The sequence below is a fragment of the Paraburkholderia edwinii genome (genome assembly GCF_019428685.1).
In the GTDB taxonomy this organism is placed as follows: Bacteria; Pseudomonadota; Gammaproteobacteria; order Burkholderiales; family Burkholderiaceae; genus Paraburkholderia; species Paraburkholderia edwinii.
Window position 1 is genome coordinate 172,861 of record NZ_CP080095.1, and the last position, 25,828, is coordinate 198,688.

Here is a 25,828-nt window from a genome sequence, read left to right on the forward strand (position 1 = left end):
TCCTTGCCCGGAACGCGGGCCTTTGCGAGACCCATTTCATGCCGTCAATAACGGCGAATGATTGTAAGCGAACTGTTAGATTTGGGCATACCGGAAAAATTCAATCAGCGCGACGCCGTGGCGAGCTTCACGCCAAGTCCGACAAATGCGCTGCCGACAACACGGTCGAGCCACTTCTTAACGCCCGGCTTGCCGGAAAAGCGGCGCGTGACGCTGCCGGCCACCCACGCGACAAAGCTGTTCCACACCGTGCTCATCAGCACGAAGACGACGCCGAGCGCGAGAAATGCGAGGGCTTTCTGATCGGTGCCGGCGCTGACGAACTGCGGAAAGAACGACACGAAGAACAGCACGACTTTCGGGTTCAGCACGTTGGTCATGAAGCCTTGCAGGAACAGCTGGCGCATCGATTTTTCCGCAACGGCTGAGGTGCGCTGCGTGCCGGCGGCATCCGCTGCCGCGCCCGCTGCCGGTTCGGCCGCTGAATGCTTCGCGAAGATCAGCCGCACGCCGAGATAAATCAGATAGATCGCGCCGATGAACTTGATCACCGTGAACGCAGTGGCCGATGCGGCGAGCACCGCCGTCAGGCCAAATGCACACGCAAGCGCATGCACGCAGCAACCAGCCGAAATACCCAGTGCCGACATCAGCCCCGCCGCGCGACCCTGCGCGACACTGCGGCCGACGATGTACGCCGTGTCGGGACCCGGCGTGACATTCAGCAGGAATACGGCAACAAGGAAGAATCCGAAGTGGGTAATGCCGAACATGAAAGCCTCGAAAATTGCACGTTGCGTCGACGATTCTAACGCGCGGCAATCGCGCCGCGCGAGTCGGCCAAACGGACGATGGCGGCGCTCGTCGCCGCCTGTTAGGGTTGGCCAAATTCGCGTTGGCCCGGTTCGCGTTGGCCCGGTTCGCGTTGGCCAAATTCGCGTTGCCCCGATTCGCCGGCCTCGCCCCGCTACTCGAAGCGCTGGCCGACGGCGAGCGTGGAACCCGTCAGGAATTCGCGGGCCGGTAACCGTTTGCCGCCCGGCTTCTGCAGTTGCGTGACGCGCAAAGCACCGTCACCGCATGCGACGACAACGCCGTCCGGCGAGACGTCGATGATCGTGCCCGGCTGCTCGCCAGCGCGCGGGGAAGGCACCGCCGTGGCAGACCAGATCTTGAGTTGCGCGCCGTCGAGTGTCGCCGCGCCGCCGGGGAATGGATCGAACGCGCGCACTTGCCGCGCGAGCTCGGCAGCGGTGCGCCGCCAGTCGAGTGCGGCTTCCTGCTTGCCGATTTTTTCGGCGTAGGTGGTGCCGTCTTCGGGCTGCGGCGTCGCCGGCAACTTGCCATCGCGCTCGAGCTTGACGAGCGCTTCGACGATCAATTGCGCGCCCGCGTCGGCGAGCTTGTCGTGCAGCGTCGCGGTGGTGTCGTCGTCGCGAATCGCGGTGCGCGCTTCGGCGATCATCGCGCCGGTGTCGAGGCCCGCGTCCATCTGCATCAGCGTGATGCCGGTTTCCGTGTCGCCGGCTTCGATCGCGCGATGAATCGGTGCGGCGCCGCGCCAGCGCGGCAATAGCGAAGCGTGAATGTTGATGCAGCCGTGCGGCGGGATGTCCAGCACTTCCTGCGGCAGCAAAAGCCCGTATGCGGCCACCACCATGACATCGTGCGGCGTCTCGCGCAGCAGATCGATCGCGGCCGCCGCTTCGGCGGGAAACTTGCCGTTACGGCGCAGCGACGGCGGCTGCGCCACCGCGAGACCGTGCTCCTGCGCATAGCGCTTCACCGGACTCGCCTGCAGTTTCATGCCGCGCCCGGCAGGCCGGTCCGGCTGCGTCAACACGAGCGGCACAGCAAAGCCGGCCTCGTGGATCGCAGCCAGCGCCGCAGCCGCGAACTCGGGCGTGCCGGCAAAAATAACGCGCAACGAATGGCTCATGAGCGAAAGGGTCCTGACGAAACTGCGCGAAGCAAGCGAAACGGCAAAGTCGAAACGATCGAACCAGGCACGCGCGTTACATCGCGTGCGCGAGCTTCTTCATCTTCGACTTGATGCGCGTCTGCTTGAGCGGCGACAGATACTCGACGAACACGCGTCCCATCAGGTGATCCATCTCGTGCTGGATGCAGACCGCGAGCAGATCCTCGCAGTCGACTTCGTACGTTTCGCCCTTTTCGTTGAGCGCACGCACGCGCACTTTCTCAGCGCGCTCGACGGTGTCGTAAATACCGGGCACCGACAGGCAGCCTTCTTCGGAAATCTTCCTTTCGTTGCTCGACCAGACGATTTCCGGGTTGATGAAGACGCGCAGTTCGTCGTGCGTATCCGACACGTCGATCACGATCACGCGCTCATGCACGTCGACTTGCGTCGCCGCGAGGCCGACGCCGGGCGCGGCGTACATTGTTTCGGCCATGTCGGCGACCAGCTTGCGAATGCGGTCGTTCACGACCTCCACGGGCTTCGCGACCTTGTGCAAGCGCTTGTCCGGGTAATTGAGGATGTTCAGTAAAGCCATGGTCATCAGGTTCAGTGAAGCGCCGCCACGGACGCGGAAGTCGCGCAATTGGCCGTTTGGCTAGCTTGTCAGCCTCCCGGCATGCGCAGAGGATAGATAGCGACAGAAGCCTTTCGATTCAACGAGCGAGGGGCCGAAACGACAAGCGAACGACAGCCGAAATGCGGGCCCGAATCGACAGGTTCATGCGCGAAAACGCGGCGTCACCGTTTGTTTGCGTCGAATTATTTCGGATCATGAAAATTTTAGCATGGCGACCGCGCCCGGTGGCCGCGCTGGAGGTTTGACGTTTCAATGCAATCCATAGTGAAAGCCGATCGCGAAATCGCGGCCTGGCTGCGGCTGACGATGGCGCCGGGCCTGAAGCCCACGGCGCTGCGCACGTTGCTCGCGAGCTTCGGCCTACCCGAGGCGGTACTCGGGCAGTCGTTCGAGTCGCTTGCGCGCGTGACAAACGAAGCGTCAGCGCGCGCCGTGCTCGCCGCGCCCGGCGCGGACTTCACCGCGCAGCTGGATGCCGTGCTTGCGTGGCGCGACGTGCCCGGCAACGCACTGCTCGCGCTCGACGACCCAGCCTATCCGCCTTTGCTGCTGACGATGCCCGACCCGCCGCCGCTGCTATATGTAAAGGGACAACTCGCGCTGCTGCATACGCGCAGCGTCGCCGTCGTCGGCAGCCGCAGCGCGACGCCGCAAGGCGCCGAGGACGCGAAGCGCTTTTCCCGCGCGTTTTCGGATGCGGGCCTCACCGTCGTGTCCGGGCTTGCGCTCGGCATCGACGCGGCCGCGCATCGCGGTGCGTTGTCGGGCCGCACCGGTACGGTTGCCGTGATCGGAACGGGCGCGGATGTCGTTTATCCGCCCGCTCACGAACCGCTCACACGGGAAATCGCGGCAAACGGCGCAATTTTGTCTGAATGGCCGCTGGGCACGCCGGCCCGCCCCGCGCATTTCCCGCAACGTAACCGGCTGATTGCGGGGCTCGTAAACGGCGTGCTGATCGTGGAGGCCGCGATGCGGTCCGGTTCGCTGATTACGGCACGACTGGCAAACGAAATGGGGCGAGATGTGTTCGCGCTGCCCGGGTCGATCCATGCGCCGTTGTCGCGCGGCTGTCACCGGATGATCAAACAGGGCGCGAAGCTTGTTGAGACGCCGGAAGACGTGCTCGAGGAACTGGGTATGCCGACGACGCAGGCGCCGGCCGAAGCGGTCGACGCGGCCAAACGCGCCAGCAGGCCGGCAAAAGCGGGCTCCGTCAAGCAGCCCCGCCAGGCCAGCCTCCCGTTACCACTGCTGGCGCAAGACACCGCGACGCCACCGCTTGCGCCACGTCCCCCGCTGCCGCCCGACGCACAACGGTTACTCGATGCGCTCGGTCACGCGCCCACCACGCTTGAAATCCTCGCCGCGCGCACCGAAATGGACGATTCGGCGCTCCAAAGCGCACTGCTGCGGCTGGAACTGTCGGGGCATCTGACGGCGCTGCCAGGCGGGCGGTACGTCCGCGCGAGCCTCAGCCAGGCCGACGACCGGTAACGCGCCATGCTACATTCGCGCCAAATCACTGACGAAAACACGAGCCTCAAGGAATACCCATGCCCGCGCTGAACCTCGACACCGACTCGGACCGGATCGCAGAGCGTGTCACCGACCGCGAAACATTGTTCGTTGCGTGTCTGTGCGCGCAATGGTGCGGCACGTGCCGGGACTATCAGGTGGCCTTCGACGCGATCGCGGACCGGCATCCCGACATCTGTTTCGCATGGATCGACATCGAAACGCATGCGGACCGCTTCGACGATCTCGACGTGGAGAATTTCCCGACCATCCTGATCGAAGACTCGGTGACGACGCGCTTTTTCGGGACCGTGTTGCCGCAACCGGCCATCGTCGAGCGGATGCTCGTCGATCTGACGGCGCTGCCGGGCGTGACCGGCGCGCCGAAGCTGAGGCCCGCGCTCGCCACTGCGTAAGCGCAGCGCGGCATGCGAATTGCGAAAGGCGCGGGACCGGCTTGTGCGACGCTTGCCCAGTGCCCGGGCACGCAATTATGATGGGCCGCTTTTTTCAGGCTCTGGTTGCCACCGCGTCGGCGTGTGCTATAAAGCGGTCGTTAATCGGTACACAAGCAGGTACACAAGCAGGCCCGCAACCGCCGATACGTAACCGAGAAAGCGAACGAGCGTCAAAAAACAGCGTGCGCTGAAGTTGCACCCGAATTCATTCACTCACAATAGTCATGTCCAAAGCACTGATCATCGCCGAAAAGCCATCCGTCGCGAACGATATCGCGCGCGCTTTGGGCGGTTTTACCAAGCATGACGAGTATTTCGAAAACGACGACTACGTCATTTCGTCGGCGGTCGGCCACCTGGTCGAGATCGCCGCGCCCGAAGAATACGAAGTGAAGCGAGGCAAGTGGAGCTTCGCTCACCTGCCCGTCATCCCGCCGCATTTCGATCTGAATCCGATCGTTAAAAGCGAATCGCGGCTCAAGGTGCTCACGCGGCTGCTCAAGCGCAAAGACGTCGACCGCCTGATCAACGCATGCGACGCGGGGCGCGAAGGCGAGCTGATTTTCCGCCTGATCACGCAGTACGCGAAAGCGAAGCAGCCCGTGCAGCGCCTGTGGCTGCAATCGATGACGCCCGCAGCGATCCGCGACGGCTTCGCGCATCTGCGCAGCGACAACGATATGCAACCGCTCGCCGACGCCGCGCGCTGCCGCTCGGAAGCGGACTGGCTGGTCGGCATCAACGGCACGCGTGCGATGACCGCGTTCAACAGCAAGGGCGGCGGCTTCTTCCTGACTACGGTCGGACGCGTGCAAACGCCTACGCTGTCGATCGTCGTCGAGCGTGAAGAGAAAATTCGTCGCTTCGTGCCGCGCGACTACTGGGAAGTGAAGGCGGAGTTCGTCTGCGCGTCGGGCTTTTATGAAGGACGCTGGTTCGACCCGAAGTTCAAGCGCGACGAATTCGATCCGGAAAAGCGCGACTCGCGGCTCTGGAGCCTGCCGGCGGCTGAAACGATCGTCGCCGCATGCCGCGGCCAGATCGGCGTGGTCAGCGAAGAATCGAAGCCGTCGACGCAGCTTTCGCCCGCACTCTTCGATTTGACAAGCCTGCAACGCGAGGCGAACGGCCGCTTCGGCTTCTCCGCGAAAAACACGCTCGGGCTGGCGCAAGCACTGTACGAACGGCACAAGGTGCTGACCTACCCCCGTACCGACGCGCGCGCACTGCCCGAAGACTATCTGGAGACGGTCAAAAGCACGCTCGACATGCTCAAGGAGAGCAACAACTATCTGCCGTTCGCCAAGCAGGTGCTCGACAAGGGCTGGGTGAAGCCGAACAAGCGCATCTTCGACAACTCGAAGATCAGCGATCACTTCGCCATCATCCCAACGCTGCAAGCGCCGAAGTCGCTGTCGGAGCCCGAACAGAAGCTGTACGACCTCGTCGTCAAGCGCTTCCTCGCCGTGTTCTTCCCGGCCGCCGAATACAAGGTCACGACGCGTATCACGGAAGTTGTCGGCCATCATTTCAAGACCGAAGGCAAGGTGCTCGTCGAACCGGGCTGGCTGCAGGTCTACGGCAAGGAAACGTCCGGCGAAGACGCCAACCTCGTCCCGGTGCAGAAAGACGAGAAGGTGAAGACGGACAAGATCGCCGCCCAGCAACTCGTCACGAAACCGCCCGCGCGCTACAACGAAGCGACGCTGCTGTCGGCGATGGAAGGCGCGGGCAAGCTCGTCGAAGACGACGAATTGCGCGAAGCGATGGCCGCGAAGGGCCTCGGCACGCCGGCCACGCGCGCCGCGATCATCGAAGGTCTGCTCGGCGAAAAGTATCTGGTCCGCGAAGGCCGCGAGCTGATTCCGACTGCGAAGGCGTTCCAGCTCATGACCTTGCTGCGCGGCCTCGACGTCAAGGAACTGACCGCGCCCGAGCTGACCGGCGAATGGGAATACAAGCTGTCGCAGATGGAGCGCGGCAATCTGCAGCGCGACGCGTTCATGCAGGAAATCGCGCGCATGACGCAGACCATCGTCAAGCGTGCGAAGGAATACGATTCGGACACGATCCCCGGCGACTACGCGACACTCGAGACGCCGTGCCCGCATTGCGGCGGCCAGGTCAAGGAAAACTACCGGCGCTTTGCCTGCACGAAGTGCGAGTTCTCGATCTCGAAGATTCCGGGTGGCCGCCAGTTCGAGATTCCGGAAGTCGAAGAACTGCTGCAGAAGAAGCAGATCGGACCGCTGTCAGGATTCCGCAGCAAGATGGGCCGTCCGTTCTCGGCCATTCTCAAGCTGTCGTTCGATGACGAGATCAAGAACTTCAAGCTCGAGTTCGACTTCGGCCAGGATCAGGGCGGCGAAGACGGCGAAGCGCCGGACTTCTCCACGCAGGAACCGGTCGGCGCGTGTCCGAAGTGTCATGCGCGCGTGTACGAGCACGGCATGAGCTACGTCTGCGAGAACTCGGTCGCGAATCCGAAGACCTGCGACTTCCGCTCGGGCAAGGTGATCCTGCAGCAGGAGATCGCGCGCGAACAGATGGCGAAGCTCCTCGAAGGCGGCCGCACCGATCTGCTGACGAACTTCAAGTCGTCGCGCACGGGCCGCAATTTCAAGGCGTTCCTCGTCAAGCAGAGCGACGGCAAGATCGGCTTCGAGTTCGAGAAGAAGGAGCCTAAGGAGCCGAAGGAGCCGTCGGCAAAGGCTGCGGCGAAGTCGGCGAGCGCCAGGGCCGCTGCGGGCGGTGGTGCCGACGCGGCAAACGACGAAGGCGGAGACACTGAAGTCGCAACGGCCGAGAAGCCGCCGGCAAAGACCGCCGCGAAGGGCGCCGCGCTCAAGACGGCTGCAGCCAAGAAGGCTCCAGCGAAGAAGACCGCGACGAAGCCGGCTGCGAAATCGACGACACGGAAGACCGGATCGTAAGCTTAGGTCGCCGGGCCCAGGCGACCATCGAGCGACAAACCTTCATTCGTCGCCCAATCGCACCGCAACAAAAAAGCGCAGCCCGTTCATTCCGGCTGCGCTTTTTCATACAACTACCCTACAAAATCCCACATGCTGGGTGCGTCAACATGTCGCACCCAGCAGGCACCGCTTGCGCTCGATTACCGCACCAACCGCGACGGCAATGCCCCGCGAGCGCGGTGATGTACGCCCGGCGGCTGCTTCTTCGGACCGAGCTCACCGTCGAGCAGCGCGGACAACGGCTCCGCACCGTCAAACGCTTCCGGCGCTACAACCGTCGCGCCGGCGTCATGCATCGCCGACGATAGCGGCACCGGCTCGAGCCCGTCCTTGATCCATTGCTCGCCGAGCAGGCTGTTCGGCGTCTGGCTGAAGTGCTCGACGAGGTGGTCGATAAACGTACGCACCTTGGCCGGCAGATGGCGGCGGCTCGGATACGCGATATTGATCTCGACCTGCGGCAGCCGGTAGTCGCTCAACAGGCGCACGAGCTTGCCGCGCGTCGTGTCGCGGCCGATCAGGTAGCTCGGCAGGATCGCGATGCCCATACCCAGCAGCGCAAACTGCCGCAGCATTTCCGTGTTGTTCGCCACGATCACATTGGTCGGGCGCACACGCACTTCACCGTCCGGGCCCGTGAACACGCGCTCGTCGCCCCAGTACTCGGATGGCAGCGACAGACACGGGTGCTCGAGCAGTTGCTCCGGGCGCGTCGGCGTGCCGTGCTTTTCCAGATACGCGGGCGTCGCGCAGACGGTCATGCAGCCGGTGGTCAGGCGCCGCGTCACGATGCTCGCGCTGCGCAGATTGCGCGCGATCACGACGCCGACATCGAAGCCTTCTTCGACGAGATCGACCTGGCGGTCGACCAGCGTCACGTCCGGGATTACCTTCGGGTACCGTTCCGCGTAGGTTTGCAGCACCGGCGCGAGGTTATGCAGCCCGAATACAACCGGCGCGACGATCCTGAGTGTGCCGACCGGCTCGTGGTTACGCGCGACGACCATCTGCTCGACGTCTTCGAGCTCGTCCAGAATCTGGCGGGCGCGCTCCAGGTACACCTGACCGGACTCGGTCAGCGACAGGCTGCGCGTGGTGCGGTTGAGCAGCCGGGTGCCTAGACGGCCTTCGAGATCCGCGACGTGACGGGTGGCGACTGCGTTCGAAATATCCATCGCGCTGGCTGCGCGAGCGAAACTGCCGAGATCCGCCACTCTGACGAATACTCTCATCGACTGCAAATGATCCATTGACGACTCTCCTGCTGTGTTGCCGCTTCCATCCGAAGGTGAGGCCGGAAGCACATTTGGAATTCTCCTACGACTAGGGAAAACGTGCAGAAGTTGCCCAACTTCGACCATTTTTAATGAAAATTCGCACCATCTTATTCGTAAGCGGAATGCAGGGTGACCAATTGTTCCGCAACTCGAAACAATGTGCTGCGATGCATCGAAGCGGGTTGTATACACGTGAACAGCGAAAGCGGTCGCTTTGTTCCACGAAAGCGCAAAGAAAACAGAGAAATTTCGCAAAGACGAAAAAAAGCCGCCCGAAGGCGGCTTTTGGGTCTGCTTTGGTGACGTAAGTCACGGGTCATGCACCAAAACAGTCATGCCCTATGCCGCAAATTTTCGCTCGAGCGCCGAACGCGTGTCTTTCAATGCGGCCGGCAACCCATGTTGCAGCGTGTCAAAGAGGTCCGAGTGCAGCGCGAGCTCGGCTTTCCACGCCGCGTCGTCGACTGAGATGACCTGGTCGAACTGCTCGCGGGTGAAATCGAGGCCGCTCCAGTCGATGTCCTCATAACGCGGCGAAACGCCGAACGCATGCTCGACGCCGGCCGCCGTGCCTTCGATGCGCCCCACCATCCACTGCAGCACCCGCATGTTTTCGCCGAAGCCCGGCCAGACGAACTTGCCGTCCGCTCCCTTGCGGAACCAGTTCACGCAGAAGAACTTCGGCATCGGCGTATTGAGCTTCGCGAGGCGCGCGCCGGTTTTGAGCCAGTGGCCGAAGTAGTCGCTCATGTTGTAGCCGCAGAACGGCAGCATCGCGAACGGATCGCGCCGCACGACGCCTTGCTTGCCCGCCGCGGCCGCCGTCGTTTCGGAGCCCATCGTCGCGGCCATATAGACGCCTTCGACCCAGTCACGCGCTTCCGTCACGAGCGGCACCGTCGTCGAACGCCGACCGCCGAACACGAACGCGTCGATCGGCACGCCAGCAGGATTCTCCCAATCGGCATCGACCGACGGACACTGAGATGCGGGCGCGGTAAATCGCGCATTCGGATGCGCGGCTTTGCGGCCGGTTTCCTTTGCGATTTCAGGTGTCCAGTCGTTGCCTTGCCAATCGATCAGATGCGCGGGGGGCGTGTCGGTCATGCCTTCCCACCAGACATCGCCGTCGTCGGTCAGCGCGACGTTCGTGAAAATCACGTTCTCCTTGAGCGTCGCCATCGCATTGAAATTCGTCTTCTCGCTCGTGCCCGGCGCAACGCCGAAATAGCCGGCTTCAGGGTTGATCGCGTACAGACGTCCATCGTTGCCCGGCTTGATCCACGCGATGTCGTCGCCGATCGTCGAGATCTTCCAGCCGTCGAGGCCTTCAGGCGGAATCAGCATCGCGAAGTTGGTCTTGCCGCACGCGGACGGAAACGCGGCCGCGACGTAATGCTTGCGGCCTTCCGGCGACGTGACGCCGAGGATCAGCATGTGTTCGGCGAGCCAGCCTTCGTCGCGGCCCATCGTCGAAGCGATGCGCAATGCAAAACATTTCTTGCCAAGCAACGCGTTGCCGCCGTAACCGGAGCCATAGCTCCAGATCTCGCGTGCTTCGGGAAAATGCACGATGTACTTCGTATCGTTGCAGGGCCAGCGCACGTCTTTCGCGCCATCGGCGAGCGGCGCGCCGACCGAGTGCACGCACGGCACGAAGTCGCCGTCTTCGCCGAGCACGTCGTGAACCTTGCGCCCCATGCGCGTCATGATGCGCATATTGGTTACCACGTACGGGCTATCACTGAGCTCGACGCCGATGTGTGCGATCGGCGACCCGAGCGGTCCCATCGAAAACGGCACGACGTACATCGTGCGGCCGCGCATCGCGCCATCGAACAGACCGTCCAGCGTCGTGCGCATCTCGCCGGGGTCGATCCAGTTGTTGGTCGGGCCCGCATCGTCGCGACGCTTCGAGCAGATAAACGTGCGATCTTCGACACGCGCGACATCCGACGGGTCGGAGCACGCGAGATAGGAGTTCGGGCGTTTCTCGGGATTGAGCTTGCGCAGCATGCCCGCTTCGACCATCTGCGCGCACAGCCGGTCGTTTTCCTGCTGCGAGCCGTCGCACCATTCGATGCGCGCGGGCTTCGTCAGCGCGGCGACGCGCTGCACCCATTCGATCAGTTTGCGATTCTTGACCCATGCAGGCGCATGCACGTCGATGTTGCTGGGTTGGCCTGCCTTGAACGCGGGATGATTCATCGAGCTGTCTCCGTTTTAGAAAAGTAGTTGAAAACGGTACAAGCCCAGCGACGCTGCATTCCGCCATGTTCGACACGGCGCAATACCGCAATACCGAACGGAGCGCGATCGACGCATCGGCGACGCATGAAAACCAGCGCATCAGCGCGTCATGCGCGGCGAGCGATCCCGCAGGTCGCGAAGGCCATCAGCGTGTTGCGCCGCATGCGGTCCACCGTCGATCCGTTATCGCGCCGGCGCGATGAAACGGGTTGTAAAGCGGCTTGCGCGGACATGCAACAAACTGTTAAAAACGAGGTCAGTTATGTTTTCCGTCGTATCTAGCCACCACTTGCATCGCATTTGCGTACACCGTTTTCGTAGCTCACTTGCGTACACGATGAACGACGCGCGCGATACGTTTCTGCAAAGGGCGGCTTCTGTACGGTAAAGCATCTAACAAGCCCGGCATGTTCCCTACAGCACATGTGGGACATGCAAGCGCCGGTTTACGTTCCGCACCCCGATGGTGCGCCGCAAAACACTCTCGCCATGAAGATTGCCATCCTCGACGATTACCAGGACGCCGTCCGCAAACTCGATTGCTTTCAATTGCTCGCCGACCACGATGTCAAGGTCTTCAACAACACCGTGCGTGGGCTCGGTCAACTCGCCAGCCGTCTTACGGAAGTCGATGCGCTTGTGCTGATTCGCGAACGCACGCGCATCAACTCGCAACTGCTCGACAAGCTGCCGCATCTGCGCATGATCAGCCAGACCGGCAAGGCGTCGAGCCATATCGATCTCGATGCGTGTACGGAACGCGGCATCGCGGTGCTCGAAGGCGTCGGTTCGCCGATCGCGCCCGCTGAACTGACATGGGCGCTCATCATGGCGGCGCAGCGGCGCATTCCGCAGTACGTCGCCAATCTGAAGCAGGGTGCATGGCAGCAGTCGGGCCTGAAGACGTCGGCGATGCCGCCGAACTTCGGCCTGGGCCAGGTGCTGCGCGGCCAGACGCTCGGTATCTGGGGCTATGGAAAGATCGGACGCCTCGTTGCCGGTTACGGCAAGGCGTTCGGCATGAACGTGCTGATCTGGGGCCGCGAGCATACGCTCGAGGCTGCCAAAGCCGATGGCTACAACGTCGCGGAAAGCCGCGAAGCATTCTTCGAGCAAAGCGACGTGCTGTCGTTGCATCTGCGTCTGCATGACGAGACGCGCGGCATCGTCAAGCAGGAAGATTTGATGCGGATGAAGCCGACGTCGCTGCTCGTCAACACGAGCCGTTCCGAACTGCTCGAAGAAAACGCGCTCCTGAGCGCGCTGGCGCATAACCGGCCGGGGATGGTTGCGATCGACGTATATGAAAGCGAGCCCATTTTGCAGGGCTATAGCCTGCTGCGAATGGAGAACGTGATCTGCTCGCCGCACATCGGCTACGTGGAACGCGAGAGCTATGAGCTGTACTTCAGCGCGGCTTTCAAGAACATTCTCGCGTTCGATCAGGGCGACACGTCGAGTGTCGCGAATCCGGAAGCGTTGCAGCTCGTGCGGCGCAAGTAAGCGCCGTTATCCATCGCGCGCGGCTGCGTCGAGCAGGTCCGGCATGTGTTGCAGGAACTGCTCGCCATCCGCGCGCCCGAGGTTGTACGCGTGCTGCATCTGCGACGGGCTCGTGTAATCCCAACTCGAAATCGGCACCTTGCGCGACGGCTGCACATAGAGGCGCCGCTGGTTGTCCCGCTGGTTGCGGTGCCGCACGACGAACATTTGCGGCCGCGGATACAGGCGCGTGACCATCACGAGCACATCGCCGGGCGTCGCGTCCAGCGCGCCGACCGGCACGTTGTCGACCATGCCGCCGTCGAGCACCGGACGCCCATTGCGCCGCAAAACCGGCGTGAACGGCGGCGTGCATGACGATTGCAGAATCAGGTCGGCCAGATCTTCGACGGTCGCGCAGTCTTGCACGCGCACAAATTCCGGATGAAAGCCGAGTGTCTGACCGAGCGTCGGGTGCAACGTCTTGCGCACGTACTTCTCGATGTTGTACGCGATGAGTCCCGCTGCGACAGCGCTACGCGCGCCAAGCCAACGCGGCAGATGCGACACGCCGACGCGAATCTCCGGCGCATGCGCGAGCTTGCCGAATTTCTCGCCGTAGATGTCGAGCAGCGCCTGCCGATAGATGCGGTAGTGAGGGAACACCGACTCGCCGCGCAGCAGATTGCCCCAATAGGCGTTCTTCGTGTTATCGCGCAGCGCGTGTTCGTAGTAGCGCATGACCCAGTCGGCGTCGCGCGTGTACAGCATGCACGCGGTGGCGGCGCCCGCGGAAATGCCCGCGATCACGCGCGGACGGATGTTCAGCTCGGGTTGAACGATGTCCCAGAATCCGGCTTGCCACCAGCAGCGATTGCCGCCGCCCGCGAATACGACTTGATCGAACATCGGTTGGGTTATTGCGCTGTGCGTGGAATCAATCGAGCAACGCGTAGGTCGTCGTTGCGTGGACCGCCATTTTGCCGTCTTCGTCGGCGAGTTCGACTTCACCGAACACGAGGCTGCGGCCAAGTTTAATCACGCGCGCAGTGACGAGCACATCGCCTTTGCGGACTGCGCGCATGAAGCTGATGTTGAGCGACACGGTGGTCATCGGTTTGAAGCCGCCGAGCGCGGCTGAAATGGCAACCACCATCGCGGTATCGGCGGCCGCCATGAAAACCTGCCCGCAAATGACGCCGCCGCTGTGACGCAATTCCCCGGAGAACGGCAAGCGCAGCGTTGCGCTTTCGTCATCGGCCTTTACCGGAGAGAGGCCGAGCGCGCGCACCCAAGGCGCGAGCACGCGGTTGAGCAATTCCTGAACGGCGCTTTCGTCCATCTTTCGTCCTTGGTCGGGCCCTCGGGATACGCAGTGCAAGCCGCGCGGCGCAAAGCGAGTGGCAAATGATACCGGGACGATTCTGGACGCGCGTTTTTAAGGGCTGACGCCGCTTCGCGCGGGCTTGTAGTGGGTTTGAAGCGCGATGAAGCTGCGCTTAGCGGTTTTTTTGTGTTCGTTCGCGGTAAGGGCTAGGCAAGCGCAGAAAATTCCTGCATAATCTCGCTCTTCGTTGGGGCGTTAGCTCAGTTGGTAGAGCAGCGGACTCTTAATCCGTAGGTCGAGTGTTCGAGTCACTCACGCCCCACCAGTGAATTCAAGCAAAAAGCCCGGTCTATTGGCCGGGCTTTTTGCTTTGTGCGGCTTGGGTGCGGGTCGATATCGCCACTGCACGCGTCGTGCGGTGCGCGCAAACGCACCGCACGTCCAACACGCCTTAGCGGATGGTCTCCTGCGCGGGCATCTCAATTACCCGCTGACCGTTCGGCGTCGCAATGCTGCTCGATGCCTGAGGCTTGAGCGTCGCAGAACCGACCGTAACGGGAATCGAGACCGCATTGCTGCCACGCCCCGTCTTCACAAATACATTCAGAAACGAGGCACCCGCCGAGCCCGCCTTCATGACAACCGTATCGTGCGAAATACCGTTGCTATCGGGAAGCAGTCGCCTGCGTGCCGGACTTTTTAGCGTCAGACTTCCTTCGGTCGCGTAGGAGACGTCGATGTCGCCGCCAAAGCGTGGCACGACGTAGTCGATCCGAACTTCAACGGGTGCATCGGGCGCGCCTCGCACGGACGACGGCGCGCGCACCTCGACGCCTGAATAACTCTTGCCGAAGCTGGAAACCGTGTCAGCCAAAGCATGCTGGACACACAGCGCCAAGGCGGCGCCAAACATAAGCGAAGTCAGTTTCACCAGATGCTCCTTTACTGATTGAGGGCTTGAATCGACAACGCGGCGCATTGGGGAGCCGAGACGGGCTCGGTCTCAGCGCGAGTCGCCGCGCTCGGCGCAACCACGACCACGTAGTCGCCCGGTGCATCGAATTCAAAGTCGTTTGTGTCGGTTGTGCCTGGTATTTCGGGCACTGACTTACCGAAACGATAGACGTTCATCCCATAGCTGCTCGGGTGCACGCCACCCTCAGGCGCGACAGCGATTCCATATCTTCCAGCCGACGGGACCGCAACACGCAAATAACTGTAGTTCCCGAGTTTGTTGCCCGCTCCAAACTGCGTCGTCGAGCACGCTCTTGCACTTACACCTACGGTCAGCGGCACATAAATCGGGAACACCGCCGGGTTGTCGTTCGCCGGATCCTCGGCGCGCGTATGCGTGCCCCACGCGTCCAGTTCAGGGCCAGCCTGCACCTTGATCTGCGTCAGCAACTGATCGAGCGTCGCCTTGCCCACATCGCCCAAGCCTGCACGCAGCGCGGTTGCAAATGAGAAGACACTGGTCAGTGCCGGCGTGCGCTTCTGGCCGTCGAGCATCGCCCGATAGATGGGGTCGAAGCCGATGTCGGGCGACAGGTAGAGCGAATACAGAAAACGCCCGAGGGCGGATTCATCGAACCACGCTTCACTCGCACCGTTGCCGAGTTCGCTGAGGTCCATGATGGCCCCGGCTCGAGCCTGTTGAGGCCCCAGCGTGTCCGTGTAGTCGGGCGTATCACGCATCATCGATGAAAATGCGTTGCCCCACGCCTCGGCGAACGCGGTCCGCATATCAAGCTTATCCCCGATGGAATGGTTACCGCCGATGGTGTCCGAGCGTGAAACCTTGTCTTCGACGTAGTGCCCGAACTCGTGAACGATGACGCTCGAGTCATACTCGTCTGTGTCGACGTCCTGAGCGCCGAGAATGTAGAGGCCGTTAAGAGCGGCGGCCGGCTGGTAATGACTCGTGCTGATCATCCCGTTCCCAATCTCGCCCTCGGCGGGTCGGTTACGGGTGCTCCAGAACACGTTGAGCGCCGGAAGTTTCACGTCCGGCGCCGCGCGATGAAGCTTTTGAGCCGCGGTAACGATTTGATCGAGTATGGCGAAAGGCGCGGCAGCGCGCCGTGCGCCATAACTGCTGCCGGTCCATCCGGAACCAGCGTTCATGTCTATCCGCGTACCGGTTGCCTTCGTCACGAAAACGCTGCCGCGCATCGCGTAAAGCGGAGCGGAGTCCGGCGACTTCTGGAACTCCAGTTCAGTATTGTCCCGCACACGCACTGAATAATCCGGCACATCGGCAGGCCCTTCGGAAACCTGCGACATCACGCGCATATAGACCCGTGCATTCGCCGGCAGACTGATCGAGTACGCACCGGCGTCATCGGTCACACCCGTGCCGAGCACCGATCGGCCATCTTCCGAAACGGCTTCGACGGTCGCGTGACGTACCGGACGTTTTTCCGTCTTCGCGTAGTCAAGACGTGCCGAGCGTGTTCCGTCGGCATTCACGCTCAACGCAGTCGGCACATAGTCGTACGTCACCTTGCCCGAAACGCCTGGCTGTCCGCCCTGCGCGTCGCCGCCGCCACTACCATTCGAATTTTCGCTACCGGCACTGCCACCGCTCTTAAGATCCGTGCTTCCGTCTCCGCCACATGCCGCGAGTAACGCGACAGATGCCGTACAGAGTGCCATGCCAAGAATCTTTAGCGATCCGTATTGATATTTTTTGTTGCGCACGATTTGCTTTTCACCCTTACAGAATAAGGGCGCAATGCTAATGGCCGTCCGCTTTATCAAATATCGGAAAATTCCGAATCGCCCTTCATGTCCGGATTTGCAAGCGCGCGCCAGATGCGGACGCAGTAAAGCAACGGAATTTCAACTGCGTTTGAGATGGCCCCGTCTCGATGTAAAAGCGGGTAAGGTTCATCACCCGTTGTTTCCGTGATGAACAAGAAGGACACCCACCATGCGTACTCTGGCTTCTGCTGTTGTCGTGACGTTGCTGCTCACTGCCCACACTGCCTTCGCCGCGCAACCCGATTGCGCGAACGCAACGGACCAGGCCACGCTAACCCAATGTGCGAACAACAGCCTCAAGGCTTCAGACGCGAAGCTCAACCAGACCTTCCGCGCTTTGCAGGCGAAGGTCAGCAAGCCGGGTAAGGACAAACTGCAGAAAGCGCAGCGTGCGTGGATCGCATGGCGCGATGCGCAGTGCGCGTTCGACTCGTCGGGCTCGAGCGATGGCAGCGTTCACGGCATGGTCCTCGCGTCATGTCTCGACGACCTCACGAAGGCCCAGACGAAACTGCTCGATAGCCAGTTGCACTGTCAGGAAGGCGACACCGCGTGCGGTGGACAATGAAGCTGAAGCGGACCAGCCGTAAGGCCGGTCCGCAAAAGTCGCCGGTCAAACAATCAAGCTTTACTGATCAATCGGCAACGGCGCATTCGCCGCCACCAGCTTCTCCTGCCGCATTTCACGCCAGAAATCCGCCGGAATGACTTCATTCACGGCGGCCTGATCTTCGGCAATCCGCTCGGGCTTGCTCGCACCCGGAATCACCGCGGCCACCGCGGGATTCGCCAGCGCAAACTGCACCGCGGCCGCCTTCACGCTAACGCCATGACGTTTCGCAAGCGCCTTGATCTTCTCGACCTTCGCGATAATTTCCGGCGACGCCTTCTGATATTCGAAGTGGGCGCCACCCGCGAGAATGCCCGAGCTATACGGACCGCCGACCACGATCTCCGCGCCATGCTTCACCGCGGACGACATTAACCGCTGCAACGCACGCTCGTGATCAAGCAGCGTATAACGCCCGGCGAGCAGAAAACCATCGGGCTTCGTTTCGCTCAGATCGAGCGCAAGCTCGCACGGCTCGACGCGATTCACGCCGATGCCCCACGCCTTGATCACGCCTTCCTCGCGCAACTTTGTGAGCGTACGGAACGCGCCCTTGCGCGCCGTTTCGAAAACCGACAGCCACTCGTCGCCGTAAAAATCCTGCGCGATGTCGTGCACCCACACGATCTCGATGTGATCGGTCTTGAGCCGCTTCAGACTATCTTCGATCGAACGCATCGTGCCGTCGGCCGTATAGTCGTTGACGATCTTGTTCGGACGCCCATGCGCGAACACGCCGCCCTTTTCGCCCTGATCGCGCGCGTTGACGTCTTCGATTTCATCGAGAATCACGCGGCCCACCTTCGAGCTCAGCACATACTCGCTGCGCTTATGCTTCGCGAGAATATCGCCAAGGCGGATCTCGGCGAGCCCCGCGCCATAGAACGGCGCGGTATCGAAGTAGCGGATGCCGTGCTGCCATGCCGCATCGACAGTCGCGGCCGCCTCCTCTTCAGGAATCGCACGAAACATGTTGCCAAGCGGCGCGGTGCCAAAACCAAGCTTCGTTCCGGCCGGCAGTTTGTCCTTGATGCTCATCGTTTGCTCCAATCGGTAAAGGTCGTTGACACGCAGCGTAGGACGCCGGGTTGAGGCCGTCCAAGACGGGATCCGACATGGACCGGTCGCTGAAGGTCTGATGCTATCAGCACGCTGGAGCACGCGCTGGCGCTTACCCCGCACTAAACAAGCATATGTCCGCCGTCGACGATGATGACCTGCCCCGTGCTATATCCCTGCTGCATCAGATACAGATACGCTTTGGCGGCCTCGCTCGCTTCACCGACCCGCTCCACCAGCAGCTTGTTCCCCACGTCTTCGTACAGGCTGTTGCGGTCGTCCTCGGTCATGTTGCTCCACAGGTTCGTGCGCAACACGCCAGGTTTCACCGCGTTCACGCGCAGCGGCGCGAGCTCGACGGCGAGCGCGCGCGTCAGCGACTCCATCGCGCCCAGAATGCTCGACGGAATCGCCCACGTCGATAACGGCCGCGACGACGCCACGCCGCTCGTCAGCGTAATCGAGCCGCCCGTACGCAAATAGGGTGCCGCGTATTTGACGGTGGTCACTGCGCCCCAGTAGCGCACGTCGAATGCCTTACGCGCTTCCTCGATACTCAATTCCGCGAGTGTCTGCAGAAACAGCGACTCGCCTGCCGTATAGACGAGATGGTCGAACGCGCCGACGCGCTCGAAGAATGCCTTGACGCGTGTTTCGTCGGTGAAGTCGACGGCTTCGCCGCGCGTGCCCTTCGGCAGCAGTTCGAGCGCATCCTGCACGCGCCGCAGGTTGCTCGATGCAATCGTCACTTCCGCGCCGGCGCGCGCCGCCGCCTGCGCCACCGCCAGGCCAACGCCCGACGTGCCGCCGGCCACGACGACGCGGCTATTCTGCAGAGAGATATCCATACCTTGAGTGGTCTTCATGGCTAATCCGTGAGTGTGTTATGGAAGAACGCTTAATCAGATAAAGCGAGAGGCTCGCGAGTGTACCCGGAGAATATTTTCTTTTTTTCGCAATAAGCTATTACCCGTTTTTCGACGCGCAGCTGATATTGTTCGCCCGATAATTTCTTTTTGATCGGCACGCGTTCATGTCGATGAATGGCGAGTAACTAGAACGAAAAAGGCCGACCGGCTCACGCCAATCGGCCTTACATCGACAAGCAGGCAATCTCTCGAATTACATACAGCCTGCGTATTTAACCCGCCGTCGATCCCGTCAATTGCGCATAAACATCATGCGCAAGCTGCAGCATCACATTGCGATCGAGCCCACCCGACACGGCATATCCGAAATTGCCGTCCACCCAATAAAACACATTCACGGGGCCGTCCTGATACAGCTTGAACGCGGTCGTATTCGAGCTCGTATTCCGATGCGAGATGACGAGCGTCACGCGCTCGCCCTGCGCATTGCGGTACATAAACTGCGCCATCGGGCCGTCCTTACCCGGCAGCATGCGGCCGCCGTCGAGCTGGAAGCCGCTTTTCGTCAACATCGGCGGATGCACGTCGGTACCGAGCCGGCTCGCGAGGATCTGGACGAAGTCTTCCTCGTGGTTTTGACCCATCATCTCCGACGGCCGCGTCACCGCGGGCATGTACACGACATGCGCCACCGCCACCTTGCGCGCGAACATTTCCGTGCTGTCCGCGCTGACCGGCCGCGTATCCGAGGTCGACGCGCCCATCCCCATCCAGCCGCCGCCGGGAACGCTCCGTCCCATATTCGTACCAACGCCGATCCCGACGCCCAGCACGAGCGCCGCCGCCATGCCGGCGAATTGCGGCCAGTTCATCGCGTCGCGCCAGTTGCGCGTCTTGCGCGGACGCAGACGCGCCGGTACCGGCTCGTTGAGCACGCGGTCATAACGATCGTGGAACATGCTGTTCAGCGAGAAGTAATCGCTAACCTTCGACGCGAGCGCCGGATTCTGCTCGAGCGCACGTTCCACCTGGTCGCGGCGCTCTTCGGACAGCGCGCCGTCCACGTAGGCGTGGAGATCCTCTTCGCTGATCGGAGTTTGTTGTTCGCTCATCGCACCACCTGTAATTTCGCGCCGGGCTGTGCGCCCGCCATCAACGCCCTGAGCCGCTCGCGGCCGCGCGACAAGCGCGACATCACGGTACCGATCGGAATGTCCAGCGCAAGCGCGACCTCCGTATAACTCATCTCCTCCAGACCGACCAGCAGCACGACTTCGCGCTGGTCCGCCGGCAAACGCTGCAGCGCATAGTCGAGGTCACGCACCTCGAGGGACTGCGTCTGGTTGGCCGACACCGCAAACTCGCTTTCGACCACGCTTTCGTCATCGACCGACACGTGCACAGCCTTGGTCGACGCCTTGCGAACCTGGTTGATAAACACGTTGTGCATGATCGTGAAGAGCCATGCGCGCAGGTCGCTGCCTTCCTTGAACTTCTCGGTCCGCGACAGCGCGCGTTCGAGCGTGTCCTGGACGAGGTCGTCCGAAAAATCCCGGTTGTTGACCAACGCCCGCGCATAGCGGCGCAGACGCGGTACGTGTTCCATCAGCTCGTCACGGATGTCCATTGTTTATACCCGTCAGGAATCGCGGGCCGCGCACCTGCCAGGCGCACGACGGTTCTACCACTGCGAACAATATTCAAGCGATTCTATTCCCGCGACGATGTAATTTTCGTAAAAGGGAAGGATTCGTGCCAGAGATTGGGGCGGACGATGGACATAAACGGCTCGCAAGGGCCGTGATGCGATGCAATGCGTGCTCACATCCGGCGTCCGGCATCCCACATCAGGTCAGGGCATAACGCTTAGCGGAACGTCGCCGCGTCGGCCGCCCGCATCAGGCCGTGCGTATCGGCGCGGCCCGCCAGCACGTAGCGCATGCCGTTTTCGGTCCACGTGAGCAGCCGCCATTCGCCGACGCGGTGGCCCATCCAGCGCGGCCGGTCGAAGACGAGCGGCGCACTGGTGGTCAGCAGCACGACCGGCTGGCCATCCGCGTTGCGGTAGTCGAATTCCTGCGCCTCCGCGATCAGGCCGAGCCGCAACGTTTTCACCGATTCGAGCCGCCAGCCCAGTTGCGCGAACTCGGTCGAGAACGGATCGCGGTTCGCCGGAACCGGCGGCTGCGCGGTGCTTTGCGCCGATGCCGACGCCCACTGCGCATAGCTCATCACAGCGGCCGCATTCAACTGATGATCGGAGACGAACGCAGTGCCCGCCCAGCCGCACAAGGCCAGCACGATTAAGGCGATGCGCTGCGCGACCGAGCCCGACATGACCCGCCACACACGCTGCAGCCTGCCGCGCCACCCAGGCGGCGCACTGTGGCGCCGCCCGAACTCCATCGAATTCCCGGCGGCAGTCGAAGCGGAAGCGGACGCGGACGCGGATGCGTGCTGCGGCAAGAACGAGCGCTGCATCTGCCCGTTGAGCCGGCGATAGAACGCGATCCGGCTTGCCTCGCCCGGCATCGCGCCCAGGTAGCGTTGCACACGCGCGGCGCGCTCGGGCGACAGCGACCCATCGGCAAACGCCTGGATGTCCGCTTCGGTCAGCGGCGAGTCGGTGGTGAAATCGCTGTGCGCCATGATGTCGACGTGGAAAAAGTTGCCTCTTCCCTTGGGCAAACACCGTCGCGCCCCGCTTTATTCCCGATCCTGACGATTGGCGAACGCCACTGTTGCGGACGGCGGCGCGCACGGGCGGGCACGGGGCACGAGCACAGGCGCACGCACAGGCACGGGCACCACCCAACCCGAACCTATTTCGCCGACACGTCGATATTCCCGAAGTACTTCCGCGCAAGCGCCTTCACCGTGCCATCCGCCTGGATTTTCCCGATGGCGGCATTCAGCTGTTCGCGCAACGCGTCGTCGCCCTTGCGAATGCCGAAGGCAATGCCGCTGCCGAGAATCTTGTCGTCGCGAACCGGCTCGCCAACGAACGCGAAATCCTTGCCTTCGTGACGCGCCAGAAAGCCCGTCAGTCCGGCCGGCGCGAGCACGAGCGTGCCATCGAGGCGCCCCGAGCGCAGGTCCGCATACACCTGGTTCTGATCCTGATACGGCACGATCATCACCCCGGCGGGCTCCCAGTGCACCTTCGCGTACGTCTCCTGAATCGACGCCTGCAGCACGCCGACGCGCTTGCCCTTCAGCGATTCGGGCGTTGGCAGCAGGCCGCTGTCCTTGCGCGCGATCAGCGAGCTCGGCACGCGGTAGATGATGTCCGTGAAGTCGATCGCCTCGCGGCGCTTCTCGGTCGCGTTCATCGCCGAATTGATCGCATCGAACTTGCGGCCCTGCAGCGCGGGAATCAGACCGTCGAACGACGTCTCGACCCAGCTGCACCTGAGCTTCGCGACCTTGCAGACGGCGTCGCCGATTTCGATATCGAAGCCCTGCAGTTCGCCGTTCGGCCCCTTCGATTCGAACGGCGGATACTGCGCTTCGAGACCGTAGCGCAGCGTCTTCGCGTCGGCGGCTTGCGCCGGCGGCGGTGCGAACGCCACGCTTAGCAATGCGAATGCGCACGCCAGCATCAACCCGCCCGGCAACCCGTTTTTAAGCAGCTTCATTTCGATCTCCTCCGTGTTGATATGACTTATTCAGACGAGACTGCTGAAGTTGATGCGACAGATCAGATCGAGCACAAACGGCGAGCGCCTTCGAGCAGCGTCGCGTCGTCTTTCGAGAAGCTTAGGCGGATCAGGCCGGAATCGGTACCGTCCGTATAGAACGCGGACAGCGGAATCGTTGCAACCTTGGCATCGCGAATCAGGCGCAGCACGAAGTCGCTATCGCTTTCGTCGGAGAAATCGCGGAAGCGCGCGAGCATAAAGAAGCTGCCTTCGCTCGGCAGCAGTTCGAAACGCGAATCGCGCAGCGCGTTTGCGAGCAGATCGCGCTTTTGCTGATAGAAGGCGGCCAGGCCGAGATAGCTTTGCGGTTGCGCCAGCGCGGCGGCAAACGCGTATTGCATCGGCGTATCGGCCGAAAACATCATGAACTGGTGCACCTTGCGAATTTCGTCCATCAGCGCAGCGGGCGCGACGCAGTAGCCGACGCGCCAGCCCGTCACGTGATACGACTTGCCGAACGACGACACGATGACGCTGCGTTCCGCGAGCTCCTGATCGCGCGCCATGCTCAGATGCTTCGCGCCGTCGAATATGACGTGTTCGTAGACTTCGTCGGACAGGATCACGATGTCCGTATTGCGCGTGACGGCCTTCAGGCGCTCCATGTCGTGGTCCTTGAACACCGTAGCCGTCGGATTGTGCGGTGTATTGACGATGATCATCCGCGTCTTCGGCGTGATGGCCGCGGACACCTCATCCCAGTTCACGCGAAAATCGGGCAGCGACAGCTTGATCGGCACCGGCGTCGCGCCTTGCAGGCGGACGATCGGCGCGTAGCTGTCGAACGACGGCTCGAAGTAGATCACTTCGTCGCCGGCATGCACGAGCGCGCTGATCGTCGAATAGAGGCCTTCGCTCGCGCTGGCGATCACGGTGACTTCCGACGATGTGTCGTATCGCACGCCGTACAGTGTCTCGACCTTTTGCGCGAGCGCTTCGCGCAAGGTGGCAATGCCGGTCATCGGCGCGTACTGGTTGTGACCGTCGCGCATCGCTTGCGCGACGTCTTCGATCAGCGTCGCGTCCGGCATAAAGTTGGGCGCGCCCTGCGACAGGTTCAATGCGTCGTGTTCGGCGGCCAGCCGGGCGATGACCGTGAAGATCGTCGTGCCGACATCGGGCAGTTTCGAACGGGTTTGCAGCGCGCTTTGCATGGGGTGTCTCCGCTTGAATGGTCCGCTTTTATTCGTCGGCGTTTATTCGTTCCTTATTGGCCCCCTTAATGGCCCCCTTGTTGGCTCCGTTTATTCGTCCATCAGCCGGACCTTCACCTTCTTGCCCTTCAGCTTACCGGCATTGAGCTTGCGCAGCGCCTCGCGCGCGATGCCGCGCTCCACCGCGACATACGTCGAGAACTCGGTCACGTTGATCTTGCCGATCTGCGTGCCGTCGAAGCCGGCGTCGCCCGTCAGCGCGCCGAGCACGTCGCCGGGACGGATTTTCTCCTTGCGTCCGCCGAGAATCTGCAGCGTTTCCATCGGCGGCAACAAGTGCTCGCCGTTCGCGCCGGTCGACTTCAACTCCGCCAGCGGATGCCATTCGACATCACGCCCCTGCGCTTTCTCGATGCTGCCCACCCGGCCCATCTCGTCCATGCTCGCGAGGCTCAATGCCCAGCCGTCCTGATCGGCGCGGCCCGTGCGGCCGATCCGGTGCACGTGCACTTCGGGGTCCGGCGTCACGTCGACGTTGATCACGGCTTCGAGCTGCGCGATATCGAGCCCACGCGCGGCGACATCGGTTGCGACAAGCACCGAGCAGCTGCGGTTCGCGAACTGGATCAGCACCTGATCGCGTTCGCGCTGATCGAGCTCGCCGTGCAGCGCGAGCGCATGAAAACCTTGTGCGCGCAGCACGTCGAGCAGATCGCGGCACTGCTGCTTCGTGTTGCAGAACGCAAGCGTACTGACGGGCCGATAGTGATCGAGCAACAGGCCGACCGCGTGCAGGCGCTCGTCTTCGGTCACTTCATAGAAACGCTGGCGGATCTTGCTGTCGTCGTGGCGCTCTTCGAGCGTCACCTGCTTCGGGTTGCGCAGAAACTGCTGGCTCAGCTTCGCGATACCTTCAGGATAGGTCGCCGAAAACAGCAGCGTCTGGCGTTCCTTCGGGCATTGGCGCGCGACGGTCGCGATGTCGTCGAAAAAGCCCATGTCGAGCATGCGATCGGCTTCGTCGAGCACGAGCGTGTTCAGCGCCTGCAAAGGCAGGCTGCCGCGCTCGAGATGGTCCATGATGCGCCCCGGCGTACCGACCACAATATGCGCGCCATGCTCGAGGCTCGCGGTCTGCGGACGCATCGGCGTGCCGCCGCACAGCGTCAGCACCTTGATGTTTTCTTCCGCGCGCGCAAGGCGCCGGATTTCCTGCGCGACCTGGTCGGCGAGTTCGCGTGTCGGGCACAGCACCATCGCCTGCACGTCGAACTTGCGCGCGTCGAGCCGCGCGAGCAGCGCGAGCGCGAATGCCGCGGTCTTGCCGCTGCCGGTTTTCGCCTGCGCGATCAGGTCGTGGCCGGCCAGCGCAAGCGGCAAGCTGGCCGCCTGGATCGGCGTCATGTCGACGTAGCCCAGTTGGGCGAGATTCGCGAGCGCGGAAGGCGACAGCGGCAGCGTGCTGAAGGAGGCGGAGGGCGTCGGGCTATTCATATGGATGGTTCGGTCCCTTCAATCCTGGTATGGACGGCCATCGAGCTGCTCGTAGACGACGGCGCCGTCGTCCGCCTCGAAGCGTTCGACGTAATTGCGCGCGCCGCACATCGGACAGCGGAACAGCAGCCCCTGGCCTTCATTCTTGATGACAACGTCGGACAGCTCCCACTCGGTGCCGCAGGACTGGTTTCTGCAGGTAAACACGGTGATTCCTTTGGTGAATGCGTTTAATGACGGGAGATTTTAGCGGATGGGAGGCCGCAAACCGTGCGCATCGTGCGTACGGTGAGGAAAAAGTCCCCGCAATCACGCCTGGCGACAGCCAGG

The 25,828-nt window shown here is 62.2% G+C and carries 24 protein-coding genes and 1 tRNA gene; 7 read left to right on the top strand and 18 right to left on the bottom strand.

Annotation, left to right across the window (positions count from 1 at the left end; translation table 11 throughout):
* Window positions 1-104: 104 nt before the first annotated feature.
* The 3 genes from KZJ38_RS00755 to def form a co-directional block, all read right to left on the bottom strand.
* On the bottom strand, window positions 105-773 hold the full coding sequence (locus KZJ38_RS00755; RefSeq protein WP_219798340.1) for a LysE family translocator: 669 nt from the start codon (window positions 771-773) through the stop codon (window positions 105-107).
* A gap of 194 nt (window positions 774-967) precedes the next feature.
* Window positions 968-1,939, bottom strand: coding sequence for a methionyl-tRNA formyltransferase (gene fmt, locus KZJ38_RS00760; RefSeq protein ID WP_219798341.1), 972 nt, complete (start codon window positions 1,937-1,939; stop codon window positions 968-970).
* Between the two features lie 76 nt (window positions 1,940-2,015).
* Window positions 2,016-2,519: a peptide deformylase gene (def, locus tag KZJ38_RS00765; protein ID WP_219798342.1), complete on the bottom strand. Its 504-nt coding sequence runs from the start codon at window positions 2,517-2,519 to the stop codon at window positions 2,016-2,018.
* A gap of 294 nt (window positions 2,520-2,813) precedes the next feature.
* Between def and dprA the strand changes: the two genes are divergently transcribed.
* The 3 genes from dprA (at window position 2,814) to KZJ38_RS00780 (ending at window position 7,470) form a co-directional block, all read left to right on the top strand.
* Window positions 2,814-4,058, top strand: coding sequence for a DNA-processing protein DprA (gene dprA, locus KZJ38_RS00770; RefSeq protein WP_219798343.1), 1,245 nt, complete (start codon window positions 2,814-2,816; stop codon window positions 4,056-4,058).
* A 59-nt stretch (window positions 4,059-4,117) separates the two neighbouring features.
* Window positions 4,118-4,495 (top strand): thioredoxin family protein, encoded by a 378-nt coding sequence (locus tag KZJ38_RS00775; RefSeq protein ID WP_219798344.1) that lies wholly within the window; start codon window positions 4,118-4,120, stop codon window positions 4,493-4,495.
* A gap of 266 nt (window positions 4,496-4,761) precedes the next feature.
* Window positions 4,762-7,470, top strand: a complete 2,709-nt coding sequence (locus KZJ38_RS00780; RefSeq protein WP_219798345.1) for a DNA topoisomerase III — start codon at window positions 4,762-4,764, stop codon at window positions 7,468-7,470.
* Between the two features lie 182 nt (window positions 7,471-7,652).
* On the opposite strand, the gene KZJ38_RS00785 is transcribed toward KZJ38_RS00780, so the two are convergent.
* Both KZJ38_RS00785 and KZJ38_RS00790 read right to left on the bottom strand, forming a co-directional pair.
* A complete protein-coding gene (locus tag KZJ38_RS00785; RefSeq protein ID WP_219798346.1) occupies window positions 7,653-8,762 on the bottom strand; it encodes a LysR family transcriptional regulator in 1,110 nt (369 codons plus the stop codon).
* Between the two features lie 366 nt (window positions 8,763-9,128).
* Window positions 9,129-10,997, bottom strand: coding sequence for a phosphoenolpyruvate carboxykinase (GTP) (locus KZJ38_RS00790; RefSeq protein ID WP_219798347.1), 1,869 nt, complete (start codon window positions 10,995-10,997; stop codon window positions 9,129-9,131).
* Between the two features lie 126 nt (window positions 10,998-11,123).
* Between KZJ38_RS00790 and KZJ38_RS00795 the strand changes: the two genes are divergently transcribed.
* Complete coding sequence (locus tag KZJ38_RS00795) at window positions 11,124-11,321, top strand: hypothetical protein (RefSeq protein WP_219798348.1); 198 nt, start codon at window positions 11,124-11,126, stop codon at window positions 11,319-11,321.
* A 207-nt stretch (window positions 11,322-11,528) separates the two neighbouring features.
* Entirely contained in the window at window positions 11,529-12,542 is a 1,014-nt protein-coding gene (locus KZJ38_RS00800; protein WP_219798349.1) for a D-2-hydroxyacid dehydrogenase family protein, read from the top strand.
* 6 nt (window positions 12,543-12,548) lie between these two features.
* On the opposite strand, the gene KZJ38_RS00805 is transcribed toward KZJ38_RS00800, so the two are convergent.
* Window positions 12,549-13,430, bottom strand: a complete 882-nt coding sequence (locus tag KZJ38_RS00805; protein ID WP_219798350.1) for a patatin-like phospholipase family protein — start codon at window positions 13,428-13,430, stop codon at window positions 12,549-12,551.
* 28 nt (window positions 13,431-13,458) lie between these two features.
* Window positions 13,459-13,863 (bottom strand): PaaI family thioesterase, encoded by a 405-nt coding sequence (locus KZJ38_RS00810; RefSeq protein ID WP_219798351.1) that lies wholly within the window; start codon window positions 13,861-13,863, stop codon window positions 13,459-13,461.
* 234 nt (window positions 13,864-14,097) lie between these two features.
* Here KZJ38_RS00810 and KZJ38_RS00815 point away from each other — a divergent pair.
* Window positions 14,098-14,173: transfer RNA gene (locus tag KZJ38_RS00815), tRNA-Lys, on the top strand.
* Window positions 14,174-14,299: 126 nt separating this feature from the next.
* On the opposite strand, the gene KZJ38_RS00820 is transcribed toward KZJ38_RS00815, so the two are convergent.
* Together KZJ38_RS00820 and KZJ38_RS00825 are read right to left on the bottom strand one after the other, a co-directional pair.
* Window positions 14,300-14,779 carry a hypothetical protein gene (locus KZJ38_RS00820; protein WP_219798352.1) on the bottom strand — a complete coding sequence of 160 codons (480 nt, stop codon included), beginning with the start codon at window positions 14,777-14,779 and terminating at the stop codon, window positions 14,300-14,302.
* An 11-nt stretch (window positions 14,780-14,790) separates the two neighbouring features.
* Entirely contained in the window at window positions 14,791-16,608 is a 1,818-nt protein-coding gene (locus KZJ38_RS00825; RefSeq protein WP_219798353.1) for a hypothetical protein, read from the bottom strand.
* Between the two features lie 172 nt (window positions 16,609-16,780).
* Here KZJ38_RS00825 and KZJ38_RS00830 point away from each other — a divergent pair, with 172 nt between their 5' ends.
* The gene (locus KZJ38_RS00830) at window positions 16,781-17,179 is read left to right on the top strand and encodes a lysozyme inhibitor LprI family protein (protein WP_219798354.1); all 399 of its coding nucleotides are present in this window, start codon (window positions 16,781-16,783) and stop codon (window positions 17,177-17,179) included.
* A gap of 60 nt (window positions 17,180-17,239) precedes the next feature.
* Here KZJ38_RS00830 and KZJ38_RS00835 read toward each other — a convergent pair whose 3' ends face one another.
* The 9 genes from KZJ38_RS00835 to KZJ38_RS00875 form a co-directional block, all read right to left on the bottom strand.
* A complete protein-coding gene (locus tag KZJ38_RS00835) occupies window positions 17,240-18,259 on the bottom strand; it encodes an aldo/keto reductase (protein ID WP_219798355.1) in 1,020 nt (339 codons plus the stop codon).
* 143 nt (window positions 18,260-18,402) lie between these two features.
* Entirely contained in the window at window positions 18,403-19,146 is a 744-nt protein-coding gene (locus KZJ38_RS00840; RefSeq protein WP_246641594.1) for an SDR family oxidoreductase, read from the bottom strand.
* 275 nt (window positions 19,147-19,421) lie between these two features.
* Complete coding sequence (locus KZJ38_RS00845) at window positions 19,422-20,261, bottom strand: anti-sigma factor family protein (protein ID WP_219798356.1); 840 nt, start codon at window positions 20,259-20,261, stop codon at window positions 19,422-19,424.
* A complete protein-coding gene (locus KZJ38_RS00850; protein ID WP_219798357.1) occupies window positions 20,258-20,776 on the bottom strand; it encodes an RNA polymerase sigma factor in 519 nt (172 codons plus the stop codon). The genes KZJ38_RS00845 and KZJ38_RS00850 overlap by 4 nt, the downstream gene beginning before the upstream one ends.
* 239 nt (window positions 20,777-21,015) lie before the next feature.
* Window positions 21,016-21,798, bottom strand: a complete 783-nt coding sequence (locus KZJ38_RS00855; protein WP_246641595.1) for an anti-sigma factor family protein — start codon at window positions 21,796-21,798, stop codon at window positions 21,016-21,018.
* Between the two features lie 173 nt (window positions 21,799-21,971).
* Window positions 21,972-22,787 carry an ABC transporter substrate-binding protein gene (locus tag KZJ38_RS00860; RefSeq protein ID WP_219798358.1) on the bottom strand — a complete coding sequence of 272 codons (816 nt, stop codon included), beginning with the start codon at window positions 22,785-22,787 and terminating at the stop codon, window positions 21,972-21,974.
* Between the two features lie 62 nt (window positions 22,788-22,849).
* On the bottom strand, window positions 22,850-24,004 hold the full coding sequence (locus KZJ38_RS00865) for a pyridoxal phosphate-dependent aminotransferase (RefSeq protein WP_219798359.1): 1,155 nt from the start codon (window positions 24,002-24,004) through the stop codon (window positions 22,850-22,852).
* Window positions 24,005-24,094: 90 nt separating this feature from the next.
* Entirely contained in the window at window positions 24,095-25,498 is a 1,404-nt protein-coding gene (dbpA, locus tag KZJ38_RS00870; protein ID WP_219798360.1) for an ATP-dependent RNA helicase DbpA, read from the bottom strand.
* An 18-nt stretch (window positions 25,499-25,516) separates the two neighbouring features.
* Complete coding sequence (locus KZJ38_RS00875) at window positions 25,517-25,705, bottom strand: hypothetical protein (RefSeq protein ID WP_219798361.1); 189 nt, start codon at window positions 25,703-25,705, stop codon at window positions 25,517-25,519.
* Window positions 25,706-25,828 lie beyond the last annotated feature (123 nt).

Excerpts from the sequence above, each read along its gene's own strand:
- KZJ38_RS00755 (WP_219798340.1), bottom strand. The coding sequence starts at position 773 with ATGTTCGGCATTACCCACTTCGGATTCTTCCTTGTTGCCGTATTCCTG.
- fmt (WP_219798341.1), bottom strand. The coding sequence starts at position 1,939 with ATGAGCCATTCGTTGCGCGTTATTTTTGCCGGCACGCCCGAGTTCGCG.
- def (WP_219798342.1), bottom strand. The coding sequence starts at position 2,519 with ATGGCTTTACTGAACATCCTCAATTACCCGGACAAGCGCTTGCACAAG.
- dprA (WP_219798343.1), top strand. The coding sequence starts at position 2,814 with ATGCAATCCATAGTGAAAGCCGATCGCGAAATCGCGGCCTGGCTGCGG.
- KZJ38_RS00775 (WP_219798344.1), top strand. The coding sequence starts at position 4,118 with ATGCCCGCGCTGAACCTCGACACCGACTCGGACCGGATCGCAGAGCGT.
- KZJ38_RS00780 (WP_219798345.1), top strand. The coding sequence starts at position 4,762 with ATGTCCAAAGCACTGATCATCGCCGAAAAGCCATCCGTCGCGAACGAT.
- KZJ38_RS00785 (WP_219798346.1), bottom strand. The coding sequence starts at position 8,762 with ATGGATCATTTGCAGTCGATGAGAGTATTCGTCAGAGTGGCGGATCTC.
- KZJ38_RS00790 (WP_219798347.1), bottom strand. The coding sequence starts at position 10,997 with ATGAATCATCCCGCGTTCAAGGCAGGCCAACCCAGCAACATCGACGTG.
- KZJ38_RS00795 (WP_219798348.1), top strand. The coding sequence starts at position 11,124 with ATGAAAACCAGCGCATCAGCGCGTCATGCGCGGCGAGCGATCCCGCAG.
- KZJ38_RS00800 (WP_219798349.1), top strand. The coding sequence starts at position 11,529 with ATGAAGATTGCCATCCTCGACGATTACCAGGACGCCGTCCGCAAACTC.
- KZJ38_RS00805 (WP_219798350.1), bottom strand. The coding sequence starts at position 13,430 with ATGTTCGATCAAGTCGTATTCGCGGGCGGCGGCAATCGCTGCTGGTGG.
- KZJ38_RS00810 (WP_219798351.1), bottom strand. The coding sequence starts at position 13,863 with ATGGACGAAAGCGCCGTTCAGGAATTGCTCAACCGCGTGCTCGCGCCT.
- KZJ38_RS00830 (WP_219798354.1), top strand. The coding sequence starts at position 16,781 with ATGCGTACTCTGGCTTCTGCTGTTGTCGTGACGTTGCTGCTCACTGCC.
- KZJ38_RS00835 (WP_219798355.1), bottom strand. The coding sequence starts at position 18,259 with ATGAGCATCAAGGACAAACTGCCGGCCGGAACGAAGCTTGGTTTTGGC.
- KZJ38_RS00840 (WP_246641594.1), bottom strand. The coding sequence starts at position 19,146 with ATGAAGACCACTCAAGGTATGGATATCTCTCTGCAGAATAGCCGCGTC.
- KZJ38_RS00845 (WP_219798356.1), bottom strand. The coding sequence starts at position 20,261 with ATGAGCGAACAACAAACTCCGATCAGCGAAGAGGATCTCCACGCCTAC.
- KZJ38_RS00850 (WP_219798357.1), bottom strand. The coding sequence starts at position 20,776 with ATGGACATCCGTGACGAGCTGATGGAACACGTACCGCGTCTGCGCCGC.
- KZJ38_RS00855 (WP_246641595.1), bottom strand. The coding sequence starts at position 21,798 with ATGGCGCACAGCGATTTCACCACCGACTCGCCGCTGACCGAAGCGGAC.
- KZJ38_RS00860 (WP_219798358.1), bottom strand. The coding sequence starts at position 22,787 with ATGAAGCTGCTTAAAAACGGGTTGCCGGGCGGGTTGATGCTGGCGTGC.
- KZJ38_RS00865 (WP_219798359.1), bottom strand. The coding sequence starts at position 24,004 with ATGCAAAGCGCGCTGCAAACCCGTTCGAAACTGCCCGATGTCGGCACG.
- dbpA (WP_219798360.1), bottom strand. The coding sequence starts at position 25,498 with ATGAATAGCCCGACGCCCTCCGCCTCCTTCAGCACGCTGCCGCTGTCG.